Source organism: Sunxiuqinia indica, from assembly GCF_009847015.1.
Lineage (GTDB): Bacteria > Bacteroidota > Bacteroidia > Bacteroidales > Prolixibacteraceae > Sunxiuqinia > Sunxiuqinia indica.
In genome coordinates, this window is the sequence record NZ_WVEM01000019.1 from 1 (window position 1) to 14129 (window position 14129).

Below are 14129 nucleotides of genomic sequence, written 5' to 3' on the forward strand. Positions count from 1 at the left end.
TTCTGCAAGCTTTTTCCCTAATTTACTAATAACCTTGCAATTTAACACCTTGAAATCACGGATTTTATTCACACTACCTGTTGATAACCAGTGATTTATTTTGTTTTTAAGGATTGACTAACTAGATCCTATAAATTGAAGTTCCTGCTTTTAAAATGCAAATCACGTTGTGGAAATGGGATCTCAACTTTATTTTCGCGGAACTGGTGATCAATTTCAAAGCGCAGATCACTTTTGATATTTTCGACCATGAAGTCATTAGCTGTCCAGAAATACAACTCAAAATCAAGTGAAGACTCTCCAAAATCATTAAATCGAACAAATGCGGCCGGGGTCTTCACAATTTGAGAGTGATCTTTAGCAGCCTCAAGTAATATTCGTTCCACCAACCTGACATCAGAACCATAAGCAACGCCCACAGGAACATAAAACCTGGTGACATCAGCATTGTGACTCCAGTTAATCACTTGCTGCCCTGTAAACCGAGAATTGGGGACAATAATAACAACGTTGTCGCGCGTCAACACTTTTGAAACACGTAAACCAATTTCCAGCACGCGTCCTACAACGCCCTCCATTTCTACCACATCGTCCACTTCAATCGATCCATCAAATAAAATGATAATGCCTGAAAAGAAGTCGTTAAAAATATGTTGTAAGCCGAATCCCACACCAATCAACAGAGCTGATACACTGGCAATAATCAAGGTGATTTCGAATCCAAGTGAGCCAATTGCCACACTAATCCCCAGCATCCAAATAATGTATTTAACAATCTGAAGGAACGACTTTCCCCTTCCCTTATCCAGTTTTTTACTATCAATCCGATCATCAAACCAATACTCAACTAAGAAGGATAAGCCTCTGACAATATACAGGACGACCAGAATGATAAAAATATTAAAAATTTGCAACTTAAATTTTTCACCGGCATACAATACGTAATTAAAGACGATGGAACTTTTAATACCCAGCACTTCAAGTGCAATAAAAAAGAAGCTGATCCACCCCAACAACCTGGCTCCTTGCAATAAATAGCGAGAAAAACGAAAAGAAATATGCTTATTTGTCAGCAGCTTTTTAATGAATCGATGTAATAGCCGTATTATTATAAACGCTACAAAGCCTATCGCAATGATTAAAATCAAATCCAACAGGTCAACCCTGAACACATCATTTTCAAATAAAATAAGTTCTTTAAGTTTAGTCAGCATCGTCAATATCTATAATAATATTTTCAAGTATATTACTCAAATCAATCCCCGAGAGATTGTGCCTAAGTTCGCCAGACAGAGCAACCGAAATCCTTCCGGTTTCTTCAGAAACAATAATTGCACAGGCATCCGTATTTTCGGTAATTCCAACTGCTGCCCGATGTCGCAATCCAAACAGCGGATTTAAATCTTCCTTGTTGGTCAGCGGTAAAATACATCTTGCTGCCATTATTTTATTCCCGTTAATGATTACAGCTCCATCATGTAAAGGGGTATTTTTAAAAAAAACGGTCTCCAACAAACTATCCGAAATACGAGCGTTCAATTTTTCACCTGTTCTGATATATTCCTTCAACTCCGAATTTTGCGCAATAACGATTAAAGCTCCTGTTTTCACTTTCGCCATATTTTCGCAAGCTCTAACAATCATTTTCAAATGTTGCCCGGAAGCTGACTTCGTTTTTAGATTGAATAATTTTTCAACGCTCAGAAAGCGATTTACCTGTGGGTTACTCCCAATCAGTAACAAAAAACGTCGGATTTCGGGTTGAAACACAACAATCAAAGCCAAAATACCTACCCCAATAAACTGCCCCATAAATGATCCGAGCAGCTCCATATTTAGCGCCCTCACCAGCAGCCAGAATAGGTACACTAAAAAAAGCCCAATAAAAATATTAAAGGCTACGGTGCCTTTAATCAGCAAGTAAAGCTGGTAAAGCAAAAAAGCCACCAGCAATATGTCTAAAACATCTAAAAACCTTAATGTTATAAATAAGCTCATAAATTAGCCGTCTCTTTAAGCTTGGTAAAAATCTTTACCGACTCAACAGCATCTTTCACATCGTGCACCCTCAAAATATCGGCTCCACCAAGCAGTGCCATCGTATTAGCCGTAATTGTTCCTCCTAAACTTTGTTCGGCATCAACTTCCAACAACTTATGGATCATTGATTTTCGGCTCATACCAACCATTACCGGCAATTGAAAAACCTTAAAGGAATCCAACCGATTTAGCAAATCATAATTATTCTCTAACGTTTTACCAAAACCAAAACCCGGATCAAGAATAACATCTTTGACTCCCGCTTTAGTCAGTTTTCGTACTTTTTCAGAAAAATATTTCGAAATATCTTTTATTATATCATCATATTGAGGATCGTCCTGCATCGTTTGAGGCGTTCCTTTCATGTGCATCAAGATGTATGGCATCCCCAATTTCCCAACGGTGTCAAACATGTGCTCATCAAAATCACCTCCTGAAATATCATTGATGATACAATCACCACATTCATCAATTACGCGCAATGCCACCCACGAACGAAAAGTATCGATTGAAATCGGAGCCTCCGGAAACCGTTTCCGAATAGCGGTTACTGCTGGCAATAAGCGGGTCAGTTCTTCCTTTGTTGAAATGGAATCAGCCCCCGGACGAGATGACACTGCACCAATATCGATAATGCTTACCCCCTCTTCCAGCATTTGTTCTGCACGCCGAAGAATGGCATCTTCGATTACATATTTTCCTCCGTCAAAAAAAGAATCGGGGCTTACGTTTAAAATCCCCATCACAACAGGGTTCGACAGGTCGATTAGTTGCCCATTAACATTGATCGTATGTTTTCGTTTAAAGAACTTACTTGCTGAGGTTGTGATCAACATAAAACCTAAGTATTAGATAAGTTAAACAATGCTTCATACAAAAGTATAATAAAGCCAACAAAATACGCATTTTTTCCTATTTTTATGGCTCAAAATTAAATGCACAAAATGGAAAGAACCATTGAACAATACAATCATATTATTGAAATTTGTGAGGATATTTTCGTAAAAAAAATGAAAGACTACGGAGTTGCCTGGCGTATTTTGCGTCCCAGCTCTATGACTGATCAAATTTTCATCAAAGCTCAGCGAATACGAAGCATTGAAATGAAGGAAAACATGAAAGTTGATGAAGGTAGTCGATCAGAATATATTGGAATTATCAATTACTGCATCATGGCGCTTGTTCAACTTGAAAAAGGAATTGCCGATGAAGATGACCTTACTGAAGAGGAAACCCATGAGCTTTACCTGAATTATTTCAATCAAGCTAAAGATCTGATGTTAAATAAAAACCATGACTACGATGAAGCGTGGCGTCAGATGCGAATCAGCTCCATTACCGATCTTATTCTGATGAAAATTAAGCGAACAAAACAGATAGAAGATAATGCCGGAAAAACAATCATCTCGGAAGGAATTGATGCCAATTATTTAGACATGATCAATTACGCCGTTTTTGCGTTAATTAAGCTAGAATATAAAGAATAGAGGAATTTTATGAAAACATTGTGGCACATTGCCCGAATTCTGCTCGGGCTGGTTTTTATCTTTTCAGGTTTTGTAAAAGGCATTGATCCTTGGGGAATGGCTTATAAGTTCACCGATTATTTTAATGTCTGGGGTATGGATTCGCTAACGTCATTCGCGCTCCCTCTCGGTATTTTGTTATCGGCAACAGAATTCGCCATTGGCATCGCACTGGTTTTCAACGTTTTTATCTCACTCACCTCGGCCCTTGCCGTATTGGTGATGAGTTTTTTCACAGTGCTTACATTTATTCTGGCCTTGACGAATCCGGTCACCGACTGTGGTTGTTTTGGAGATGCACTAATTTTAACCAATTGGGAAACATTTTTTAAGAATATCGTATTTCTTGCGTTCGCGATTATTGTTTTTGCCTATCGCAAACGACATCATTCCGCAAAATTTAAACCAATTGCCTCCATGATGGCGATCTCTACAATACTGGTATTTGCTTATCTAATTGACTACTCGTACAACCACCTCCCTATTATTGATTTTCGACCTTATAAAATTGGAGTTAATATTCCTGAGGGAATGACTGTACCAGACGATGCTCCTAAAGATGTGTATGAAAATACCTTATACTATAAAAACAAAAATACAGGAGAAGTAAAGAAGTTTACTGAAGAGAATTCCCCCTGGCAAGATTCTACAACCTGGGAATTTGAATCAATTGACACGAAATTGGTACAGGAAGGCTACAAAGCTCCAATTCACAATTTCTTTATAGAAACACCTGAAGGGGAAGACATTAAAGACTTTTTCCTTTACGATGAGAATTATACTTTTTTCTTCATATCTAAAAACCTCGATGACGCCGATATTTCTAACTTGGAACAGCTGAGAGAACTGGCTCAATACGCAAATGCCCAGGGAATGAATTTTATAGGGTTAACGTCTTCGCTCCCCGAAAATATTGACTACTATATTGCTGAACATGATTTGCCCTTCGAAATGTTTAATGCCGACGAGATTACCTTAAAAACAATGATCCGTTCGAACCCAGGGCTAATGCTTATTAAAAATGGTACCATTCTGGATAAATGGCATTACAACGATTTTCCAACAATTGAAGAATTTGAGAAGCAATTAAAATACTTCGAAGTGCTAGGAAAATAGATTTTCTAACAAACTCATATTCATCTTTTTTAATACCAGTTCATTTTGTACATTTGATAATATCAATAGTGCAAAATGAACCCAAACCATTGCAGCCTTAAAAACGGAATATCTCCAACTCACTCTGAAAACATTAAGGGTTTGTACAAAACCGGATTGATTCTCATCCTGTGTTTTGGCTTCATTGCGACCTTTGCTGAAGAGACTTTTTTGTATCAGGTAGGACTTCCAAATGTCCCTGGCTTTATGTCTCGTGACCAAAATGGAGAAGTAAAAGGATTTCCGTTGGTACTGTTCGAAAAAATCGCTCAAGATGAAAATATTCAGTTTGAATGGGTCGATGGATCGTGGAATGAGCTTTTCATAAAAGTGCAGAACGGAGAAATTGATGTGTTACCGGGCACACAGGAAACGGCTAAGCGAAAAGAAATACTTGACTTTACCGATTCCAATTTGTACACCATGTGGAGCGAGCTCTATATGAACAAGCAAACTGACTTCAAGAATATCCTTCAGCTTGAAAATAAAAAAATAGGATTGGTTATTGACGACAACAACGCCGCTGGTTTTCTTAAATACATCGCCGAATTCGATATCAAAATACAAGCGGTCTACATCAATAGTCATTCTGAAGCATTAAACAGACTGAAGAGGAAGGAACTGTTTGCCATTGTAGGTCCATCTCCGAATTTGTTAGGAGAACTCCCACCAGAAGTGGTTAGCTCAGGCCTGTATTTTAACCCCACAGAGTTGAAATATTCTTTCCCAATTGGCAAAAATGAAGACTTACGAAAAAAGATCGATAACCGTCTGGCTATTTACAAAAGCACTCCGAACTCAATATATTTTCAACTAATTGCTGATTACAAAAAGGCTGTTTTCGAGCAAGCTCAATGGGTTTTGCCAATCTGGTTACAATTTTTGATCTACGGATTTATCACTCTGTTTGGTGTTGCTTTTCTTTTTATAGCAGTGCTAAGACAACAAGTAAAAACAAGAACCCGGGAACTGAAAGACCGGGATACCTATTTGCACAAAGCAATGGAAGTTGGAGAAATGGGAACCTGGGAAATGAGTTTGGAGGATAGAAAAATTTACTGGTCTGACGAAGTGTATAGTTTTACCGGGGTAAACAAAGAAAAAGAATATTTGACTGCAGAATATATCAAAAGTCTTATTCATCCTGATGATCTTGAAGATGTAATAAATTTTTTCAGGAAAATTGACCAGAAAGAAACGGTCGAAAAAGAATGCAGGATAATTAACAAGCTGAATCAAACAATTTATGTCCGGCTTTTCGGTCAGCTTTTAAGAAATGAGCAACAAATTCCAGTAAAATCTATCGGAATAATCCAAATGATAACAGATCAGAAACTGCGTGAACAAGAACTAATTAAAGCAAAAGAAACAGCCGAAAAAAACGAAAAACTGAAATCAGCCTTTTTAGCAAATATGAGTCACGAGATCAGAACCCCTCTGAACTCAATCATTGGCTTTTCATATTTAATTGCATCTAATGAGGTTGAAGAAGATAGAAAACAAGATTTCATCAATATTATTATCAAACAAAATGAAAACCTACTGACAATCATTAACGATGTTATTGATATTTCGAAAATAGAAACCAACTCGCTTGAAATTGCAAAAAAAAGAACCGAAGTAAAACCTTTACTGAAAAGGATCTATGTCCAACACAAAGAAGATTGTCCTGCTTTGATCGACTTTAAACTAGATATTCAGTTGGATTATTACGATTGCATCATCAATACCGATCAGACTCGCCTGGAACAGATATTAAACAACTTTATTTCGAATGCATTTAAATATACGCCCGAAGGTGTTGTTACACTAGGGTGCCGAGAATCATCCATTCCCGGCAATTTTGATCTTTTCGTTAAAGATACTGGTATTGGTATTTCCCAAAAGGACCGGGCACTTCTATTTTCTCGATTTACTCAAGTCGATAATTTAAAGCAAGGTGCCGGATTAGGACTAGCGATCTCTCACTCTCTTGCACAATTACTCGGTTCAAAAATTCATGTTATTTCTAAAAAAGGTAAAGGCTCGGAGTTCTATTTAAGCTTTCCGCTTTTCGAAGCCTGACACAACAAGTAATTTCCGACATATTGCAAAAAATCCCCCGCCGGTAAGGTGCGAGAAAGGATTTTGGCGGGGGTCTAAATTATTAATTTAATCCGAAATTAATCAAATTTTACTTTTCCCGGAGCAATCGTCTCTATTTTATTTACAAATTTCTTACATTTAATCTTAATCGATTTACAAAAACAAAACTTAAAAGCAAGCAAACCACTATCTGCAAAAGCTTCTTCCAATTAAAAACGACCAATGGAAAAAACACAACTTTTTGTTTACGGAACAATTGGTGATCCTGAGTTTTTTGAGTGTTTATTGAAACGAAAACCCAAATACAAAGCGGGCCGTCTGTCCAACTATAGTCTTTATGTAAATCCTGAAAGTGGTTATCTGTTTGTAAAACCGGATCAAGGATCAACAGTAAGTGGAAAATTAGTAGAGGTTAATGAAAAAGAAGTAAAAATTTTGGACCTGTGGGAAGATGTTCCTTTTTATGAGCGTGAAACCGTTTCGATCGAGTGCGACTCAGGCCTTGAAAATGCTTTTGTTTACACCCAAAATGATGCGATTGGAATATCAACAAACGTAGGAACAACTAAAAGCAGACAGAGCATGTTGGATGAAATTCAAGCCTTTAGAAATTGGATCGACAATCTGCTATTCAATGCTTAATTCAAGATAGGTTGTAATAAAAATACGTTTTCAGCTACTTTTAATTAAAAACGAATTGTCTTCTTAACCACGAACACATGAAAAAAATCGTCTTCCTAATTATCTCAATCAGCCTGTTGGCTTGTAATCCGAAACCCAAAGTTACCCAATGGCGTGGGATAAATCGCTCAGGTACCTATCTCGAAACCAACTTATTAAAAAGTTGGCCGGAACTTGGTCCTACTGAAATATGGGGCACTGAAACCATTGGCAATGGCTACAGTAGCCCGATTATTACTGATAAATTTGTGTATATAACCGGTGAAATTGATAGCCTCGGATACCTGTTTAAATTGGACCATCAAGGAAAAGAAATCTGGCGTTCAGCCTATGGTAAAGAATGGACAAAAAACTTCGCTGGATCGCGAGGAACACCAAGCATATTGAACGACCAGATTTATGTTTGTTCTGGATCTGGTGATTTGTGTTGTATTGAAACGGAAAACGGCAGTGTTTTGTGGAAAAGAAATATGCTCGACGACTTTGGTGGCGAGATTCCACGCTTTGGATATTCGCAATCGCTAGTTATTAACGGGGATCTGGTTTATTGTCAACCCGGTGGAACGGATCATAACTTGATTGCATTGGACCGAAATAGCGGAGAATTGGTTTGGTCACATCCTTATTTTAAAGAACGCCCCGGTTACAACTCTCCTCTCCTTTTCGAATGGAATAACAAAAAGATACTAGCGACATTTTCCGCCTATCATCTACTTGGCATCGACGCAGAGACAGGCAAACTACTTTGGTCGCAAGAACAGACAAACACTATACTAGAAGAGCGAGAACCGGGAAAAGGTGACACCCACGGAAACACGATCTTGTTTGACAACGGTTTTATCTATTATTCTGCGGCAGATGGAAATGGAGGCGTAAAACTAGCAATCAGCGAAGATGGAAATTCGATTGAAGAAATATGGCAAACACCAGGTTTCGACAACTATATGGGTGGTTTTATCAAGCTCGACGACCAACTTTATACAGGCAGCCACAGTAAACGCCAACTCGTTGCTATAAACGGTGAAACAGCAGAAAAAACCGACAGCCTCAAACTTGGCCGAGGAATTACGATATTGGCAGATGGACTGATCTATTTTTACGCTGATAAAGGAGAGCTTTCGCTTGTTGACCCTTTTGATAAACTGGAATTAATTAGCTCTTTTGATATAAAAAAGGGAACCAAAGAACATTTTGCTCACCCGGTAATTCATCACGGAGTTTTATACATAAGGCATGGCAACTATCTTGGAGCGTACGATATCAGAAAAAAATCATGAGGTAAATACTCAAGTTGAAAACAGACCCGATATAAAAAGAGCCAGCGAGATAAAATCTTGCCGGCTCTTCTGTCACTCAACCACTATTTATTAGTTTCCACCCAAAATAAGCGGTAATCCATCTTTTGTGCTTCCAACGACTATCACTTTAGCATTCGGTGATTTGGCTAAATCCAAAGTCGCCTCAATGCCTCGTTGTTTTAAAATACTGGCTGTCAGCGATGCATCAAGAATGCGATTGAACCGTGCAATACCTTCGGCATCAATCCGTCTTTTCTCCGCCTCCTGCTTGGCAGTTTCAAGCGTATATTGGTAGGTTAAGAAAGCCTGTTCTTCCTCCAGCTTTTTCTCAATAGCTTGTTTAATCTTGTCAGGAAGATTGATAGAACGAATCAGCAAGGCCTTCATGGCAATATCATTATTCTCCAGAACCTCTTTGGTTTCATTAATAATTGATGCTTCAACCTCGCTCCTTTTGGTAGAGTATATTTCTTCGGCAGTGTAACGCCCGGCTACCTGACGAACCGAAGAGCGAACCTCTGGCACGATAAGATTATCGATATAACGCTTGCCAAAAATCTCATGCAAATAGCCAATTCTGGTATAAGTAGGATTGAAACGAACCGAAACATCTACGTTTATCGACAATCCGTTTTTATCCAATACATCCATTGTTTCTTCACGCTGTTGTTCCTTTACATCGTATACAAATAGGGTATTCCATGGGGCCACAACATGAAACCCTGGTATGTAAATATTCTCTTTGTCTAATCCAGAACTAAAAGGGCGGAAAAGAACTGCCCGTTCTCCTGGTTGAACGGTTACAAACATGCTACTTCCAAAAAATAAAAGGACCACCACTACTACACCCAAAATAATTAAATACGATTTTTTAAAATTGAAATCCATTCGCTCTATATTTTTAATTTGTCATTCAGGTAAATGTAAGGTTTTTAAACAAAGACTCAAATATTTAGCTCAAATTAAAGCCGAACATTAAAATAGTCTGATTCATAGCGTGGAAAGGTTTGTTAAAATCTTTTTTTTACTTAGATTTGGCATGTAATCAAAAATACTCTTGTATGATCGGGTCTTCAGAACTAATCATCAACAAAGACGGAAGTATTTTTCACCTTCATTTAAAGCCAGAAAACATAGCTGATTATGTGATTCTTGTAGGCGATCCATCCCGAGTTAAAGCAATTCAGTCATTTCTTTCAGAAGTTGAATATACTGTTCAAAACAGAGAATTTGTTTCCACTACCGGAAAGTACAACAATACGCGTATTACGGTCATTTCTACAGGAATTGGCACCGACAATATCGATATTGTATTAAACGAACTTGACGCATTGGTAAATATTGATTTAGACAAACGTAAAATAAAAGATGAAAAGCGCTCTCTTAAAATTATACGCATTGGAACTTCCGGAGGTATGCAAAAACATTTGCCGGTTAACTCCTTTGTAGTATCAAAAAAAGCAATTGGCTTCGACGGATTGCTAAATTTTTACGCAGATCGAGAACTCATATCTGATATTGACTTTGAGAAGAACTTTTTTAATCACACGGAGTGGAACACGATACTGGGACGTCCCTACGTTGTTGATTGTTCGCCCTTACTACTCAGATTATTTTCTGACAAAAACGTTTTTCACGAAGGTGTGACGATTTCGGCTCCTGGCTTTTATGGCCCCCAAGGCCGTGAACTAAGGCTGAAAACAATTGATCCATCATTAAACGAAAAAATAGAGAGCTTTTACTACAAAGAACTTCAGGTTACGAACTACGAGATGGAATGCTCTGCTATTTACGGACTTTCGGCTCTACTGGGTCATGAGGCTGTAACGGTTTGCCTGATTATTGCAAGCCGAACGAATAAGGAAGCAAATGAATCCTACCATACCTATATGGAAAAATTGATTGAATTGGTTTTAGAAAAGATAAGTAACTCATAGGATGCTATGAAAAGTGATCGATTACAAGCCTTAATTACGTTGTTGGATGATCCGGATGAAGCCGTGTATGAAGAAGTAGAGCAACAATTGTTGTGTGAGGATAGCAAAATTGTTGAGCAATTGGAACATATTTGGGAGACAAGTTTGGATGAATTGATCCAAATGCGAATTGAAAATCTGATTCAACAAATTCAATTCAGCGAAACCCGAACGAAACTATGGAATTGGAACAACCAAAAAAAAGTTGATTTATTTGAAGGCTTCTTCCTCATTTCCAGTTACCAATACCCTGATTTGAAGTTGAAAAGCATCAAATCTAAAATTCAAAAAATTAGTAATGATGTCTGGCTTGAAATTAATAACAGGCTGACTTCTCTGGAAAAGATTACCGTTCTAAATCATATTTTCTACGACACCAACAAGTTTTCGGTCAATCTCAACAACCTCAATTCGCCGCAAAACAGTTACATCAATCAACTACTTGAGACCAAAAAAGGCAATGCCATTTCAGTCGCTATTTTGTACGCATTGGTTGCTCGTGAGTTGAGTTTGCCAGTAGAGTTCGTCAACTTTCCGAAAACACCTTTACTTGCTTATGTAGATGCTGAAGCAGCTCAAAAAGCACATGGAAGTGAACACCAATCGCCCGTTCTTTTTTATATCAATCCTTCAAATAAAGGAGCTATTATAGGGCGGAAAGAAGTTGATTATTTTTTGAACAAAAACGAGCAATTTGGAGCCGATGATTTTTATGCCCCTTGTGAAGACAAAATCATCATAAAAAAACTCCTTGAAAGCCTGATCGAAAGCTATGACTCACTCGGCTACCAGGATAAAGTGAAAGACTTGCGCCAAATTTCAAACTTCCTTTAAAACCGCGTGAAGCTCCGTGTTGCTCGTCATACCAAGATAAGTAATCGCTTCATAATTGGGGATGGAATACAGAGTTCACTGTTTCCGGTGAGACTCTTCTTATGTCAGTCGATCTTCCAATAAATATTCAATGATCCGTTCCCGTGGATTAAATGGTGCCAGTTCATCTAATCCCATTGACTTGATTGCCATATCGACAATCTCTTGATCGGAAATATTAGTTGTACGATTTTGGCTTTGCAAAAAATAGTTACCGGCATCAAGCATTGCCTGCAGTGGAATAAGTCCGATTAGCTCTGAACCAGTAACACTCACTCCTCTTCTCTCTGCACTTTTACAAACTTCGCTATAAGCAATATGGACTGGAGTTACCGAAAGGTCGATCAAATTCATGGAAACTTGCGCGATCTTATATTCTTCTATGTACCAGCCGATTGCACGCACTTTCTTTAATACTCCCGGGATCCGAACCGGATTCCCGCTTTCGTCTTTAACTATTTTACCTGTCTCGCGCCTTACACGGCCAGACTCCCGTACATCAGAAGCAACAGCGCTAGCCTTTGATATCGAACGGGTATTCAGATTAACATTATAGGCAATCAGGAAATTGCGGGCGCCAACTGCAATCGCCCCAGCATTTACATTTGGCTTTGAAGGACCAAAGTCCGGTTGCCAATTTGGATCTTTCAATTTATCTGGCAATCCTTCATACTCACCAAAACGGCAATTTGCAAGGCTTTTTCGAATCTCACTTCGTGCCGCGAACTCATAGCAAAACACAGGTATTTCCAGTTCTTCACCAATTCGCTTTGCTAATTGGTAGACATATTCAACAGTTTCCTCCATTGAAATACCCGTAATTGGCACCAGAGGACAAACATCAGTCGCACCAAAGCGAGGATGTTCCCCCTGTTGCTTACTCATATCAATAACTTCGGAAGCTTTTTGGATACCGCGAAAAGCCGCTTCAATCACAGCAAGAGGTTCGCCAACAAACGTTACGACAGTCCTGTTCGTAGCTTTTCCCGGATCAACATTTAGTAGCTTAATACCGTTAACGCTTTCAATCGCATCTGTAATCTGCTTGATTACGGCTGGATTTCTTCCTTCACTGAAATTCGGCACACATTCTATTAGTTGTGTCATTAGTTTTGACTTTTACTCACGAGTCTTTACGGAGTTAAATTTTGCTTCAAATATATATGAACTGGTTCTTCGAAACTAATAAATTTCGCCATTGATAATGACAGTTTCAATCGGATTGGTTCCAAAATAATACGGAATAGCTGTGTACGATGGAAGTTCTTTTGTTATTAACAAATTGGCTTGCTTTCCTTTACAAATGCTTCCCACACTGTTTTCTAAGCCCATCGCATAAGCTGAATTCAAGGTGCAGGCATTAAGCGCCTCTTCAGATGTCATGCAGTAGTTAATACAGGCCAATGATTGAATCAAATTCATATTACCCGAAGGAGCAGTTACCGGGTTATAATCGCTGGCCAAAGCAATCGGCAAACCAGCACCAATCATTTCTCGAGCAGGTGATAAAGCTTGGTTTAAAAAGAAAGCAGCTCCCGGCAAAATGGTTGGCATGGTCTCCGAATTAAGCAAAGCAGAAATTTCATTTTCTCCAATATACGTCAAACAATCAACAGAAAGTGCTTGATTATTTACTGCAATATCCACTCCTCCGGTCTGGCCAAATTCATTCGCATGTATTTTGGGTTGGAGATCATACTTCAAGGCTGCTTCTAGGATTTTGGTCGTTTCTGTAGGGGTGAAAAAGCCCTGATCGCAAAATACATCTATATAGTCCGCCAATCCTTCATACCCAATTTCGGGAAGCATTTCCTGAATAATCAAGTTGATATATTTTTTACGGTTATTCTTAAAACCGGGAGGTATTGCATTTGCACCTAAAAATGTGGCTTTTATCATTAAAGGACTATCTTCTTTCAACTGTCTAATCACACGCAACATTTTCAACTCCGACTCTACAGTTAACCCGTATCCACTCTTGATTTCCACCGAAGTTGTTCCCATTTTTTTGATCTCATTCAAGCGTACTGTTGCAGCTTCAAATAAGTCATCTTCCGAAGCTTGCTCCATTTCTTTGGCCGAATTCAAAATCATTCGCTCCCTTCGTGCTTTCTCTTCGCAATTACGGCCCTTGATCCGGTTAACAAATTCATACTCGCAACCAGCCGGAAAAACCAAATGGGTATGAGAATCGCAATAACCGGGTAACACTATTTTTCCTGAACAATCAATCTCCAGAATCAGCTCGACACCATCAACCAAATCTTCGCTAAAACCATCCATCGACCCAAAAGTCTCGATTTGGTCATCATCAACAATCAAATAAGCATTTTTTAGTATATCTAATTTAGCCATTTCTTTTCCAGCAACCCACACCCTGGACTTTTCTTCAACCTGAACCAATTCCTTAATATTTTCCAATATCAACTTCATCGCTAAATTCTGAGGTTTTATATACAAGTTAGTAAAAAATGACGTTGAAATAAACTTTTACT

13 protein-coding genes are annotated in these 14129 nt (G+C 38.4%); 7 read left to right on the forward strand and 6 right to left on the reverse strand.

Annotated elements, in window-relative coordinates:
• Positions 1-128 precede the first annotated feature (128 nt).
• The 3 genes from GR929_RS20075 to folP are packed head-to-tail and all read right to left on the reverse strand — an operon-like array spanning position 129 to position 2876.
• On the reverse strand, positions 129-1214 hold the full coding sequence (locus GR929_RS20075; RefSeq protein ID WP_159523281.1) for a mechanosensitive ion channel family protein: 1086 nt from the start codon (positions 1212-1214) through the stop codon (positions 129-131).
• On the reverse strand, positions 1204-1998 hold the full coding sequence (gene cdaA / locus GR929_RS20080) for a diadenylate cyclase CdaA (protein WP_159523283.1): 795 nt from the start codon (positions 1996-1998) through the stop codon (positions 1204-1206). The genes GR929_RS20075 and cdaA overlap by 11 nt, the downstream gene beginning before the upstream one ends.
• Positions 1995-2876 carry a dihydropteroate synthase gene (gene folP, locus GR929_RS20085; protein ID WP_159523285.1) on the reverse strand — a complete coding sequence of 294 codons (882 nt, stop codon included), beginning with the start codon at positions 2874-2876 and terminating at the stop codon, positions 1995-1997. Before folP ends, cdaA begins: the two co-directional genes overlap by 4 nt.
• Before the next feature lie 108 nt (positions 2877-2984).
• Here folP and GR929_RS20090 point away from each other — a divergent pair, with 108 nt between their 5' ends.
• The 5 genes from GR929_RS20090 to GR929_RS20110 all read left to right on the forward strand — a co-directional run bounded on the left by GR929_RS20090 (position 2985) and on the right by GR929_RS20110 (position 8764).
• Positions 2985-3527: a DUF1599 domain-containing protein gene (locus tag GR929_RS20090; protein WP_159523287.1), complete on the forward strand. Its 543-nt coding sequence runs from the start codon at positions 2985-2987 to the stop codon at positions 3525-3527.
• Positions 3528-3536: 9 nt separating this feature from the next.
• Complete coding sequence (locus tag GR929_RS20095; RefSeq protein WP_159523289.1) at positions 3537-4682, forward strand: BT_3928 family protein; 1146 nt, start codon at positions 3537-3539, stop codon at positions 4680-4682.
• Between the two features lie 75 nt (positions 4683-4757).
• Positions 4758-6785, forward strand: a complete 2028-nt coding sequence (locus GR929_RS20100) for an ATP-binding protein (RefSeq protein WP_159523291.1) — start codon at positions 4758-4760, stop codon at positions 6783-6785.
• 243 nt (positions 6786-7028) lie between these two features.
• Complete coding sequence (locus tag GR929_RS20105) at positions 7029-7448, forward strand: gamma-glutamylcyclotransferase family protein (protein WP_159523293.1); 420 nt, start codon at positions 7029-7031, stop codon at positions 7446-7448.
• 77 nt (positions 7449-7525) lie between these two features.
• Positions 7526-8764, forward strand: a complete 1239-nt coding sequence (locus GR929_RS20110; RefSeq protein WP_159523295.1) for a PQQ-binding-like beta-propeller repeat protein — start codon at positions 7526-7528, stop codon at positions 8762-8764.
• 90 nt (positions 8765-8854) lie between these two features.
• Here GR929_RS20110 and GR929_RS20115 read toward each other — a convergent pair whose 3' ends face one another.
• Positions 8855-9673 carry a prohibitin family protein gene (locus GR929_RS20115; protein ID WP_159523297.1) on the reverse strand — a complete coding sequence of 273 codons (819 nt, stop codon included), beginning with the start codon at positions 9671-9673 and terminating at the stop codon, positions 8855-8857.
• A gap of 173 nt (positions 9674-9846) precedes the next feature.
• On the opposite strand from GR929_RS20115, the gene GR929_RS20120 reads away from it, so the two are divergent.
• Positions 9847-10722, forward strand: a complete 876-nt coding sequence (locus tag GR929_RS20120) for a nucleoside phosphorylase (RefSeq protein WP_159523299.1) — start codon at positions 9847-9849, stop codon at positions 10720-10722.
• Between the two features lie 6 nt (positions 10723-10728).
• On the forward strand, positions 10729-11595 hold the full coding sequence (locus GR929_RS20125) for a transglutaminase-like domain-containing protein (RefSeq protein WP_159523301.1): 867 nt from the start codon (positions 10729-10731) through the stop codon (positions 11593-11595).
• A gap of 99 nt (positions 11596-11694) precedes the next feature.
• On the opposite strand, the gene ftcD is transcribed toward GR929_RS20125, so the two are convergent.
• Positions 11695-12741: a glutamate formimidoyltransferase gene (ftcD, locus tag GR929_RS20130; RefSeq protein WP_159523303.1), complete on the reverse strand. Its 1047-nt coding sequence runs from the start codon at positions 12739-12741 to the stop codon at positions 11695-11697.
• A gap of 75 nt (positions 12742-12816) precedes the next feature.
• The gene (hutI, locus tag GR929_RS20135) at positions 12817-14067 is read right to left on the reverse strand and encodes an imidazolonepropionase (protein WP_159523305.1); all 1251 of its coding nucleotides are present in this window, start codon (positions 14065-14067) and stop codon (positions 12817-12819) included.
• Positions 14068-14129: the final 62 nt, after the last annotated feature.

What these genes read in the sequence shown, in the direction of transcription:
- GR929_RS20075 (WP_159523281.1), bottom strand. Translation starts at nt 1,214, where the DNA reads ATGCTGACTAAACTTAAAGAACTTATTTTATTTGAAAATGATGTGTTC.
- cdaA (WP_159523283.1), bottom strand. Translation starts at nt 1,998, where the DNA reads ATGAGCTTATTTATAACATTAAGGTTTTTAGATGTTTTAGACATATTG.
- folP (WP_159523285.1), bottom strand. Translation starts at nt 2,876, where the DNA reads ATGTTGATCACAACCTCAGCAAGTAAGTTCTTTAAACGAAAACATACG.
- GR929_RS20090 (WP_159523287.1), top strand. Translation starts at nt 2,985, where the DNA reads ATGGAAAGAACCATTGAACAATACAATCATATTATTGAAATTTGTGAG.
- GR929_RS20095 (WP_159523289.1), top strand. Translation starts at nt 3,537, where the DNA reads ATGAAAACATTGTGGCACATTGCCCGAATTCTGCTCGGGCTGGTTTTT.
- GR929_RS20100 (WP_159523291.1), top strand. Translation starts at nt 4,758, where the DNA reads ATGAACCCAAACCATTGCAGCCTTAAAAACGGAATATCTCCAACTCAC.
- GR929_RS20105 (WP_159523293.1), top strand. Translation starts at nt 7,029, where the DNA reads ATGGAAAAAACACAACTTTTTGTTTACGGAACAATTGGTGATCCTGAG.
- GR929_RS20110 (WP_159523295.1), top strand. Translation starts at nt 7,526, where the DNA reads ATGAAAAAAATCGTCTTCCTAATTATCTCAATCAGCCTGTTGGCTTGT.
- GR929_RS20115 (WP_159523297.1), bottom strand. Translation starts at nt 9,673, where the DNA reads ATGGATTTCAATTTTAAAAAATCGTATTTAATTATTTTGGGTGTAGTA.
- GR929_RS20120 (WP_159523299.1), top strand. Translation starts at nt 9,847, where the DNA reads ATGATCGGGTCTTCAGAACTAATCATCAACAAAGACGGAAGTATTTTT.
- GR929_RS20125 (WP_159523301.1), top strand. Translation starts at nt 10,729, where the DNA reads ATGAAAAGTGATCGATTACAAGCCTTAATTACGTTGTTGGATGATCCG.
- ftcD (WP_159523303.1), bottom strand. Translation starts at nt 12,741, where the DNA reads ATGACACAACTAATAGAATGTGTGCCGAATTTCAGTGAAGGAAGAAAT.
- hutI (WP_159523305.1), bottom strand. Translation starts at nt 14,067, where the DNA reads ATGAAGTTGATATTGGAAAATATTAAGGAATTGGTTCAGGTTGAAGAA.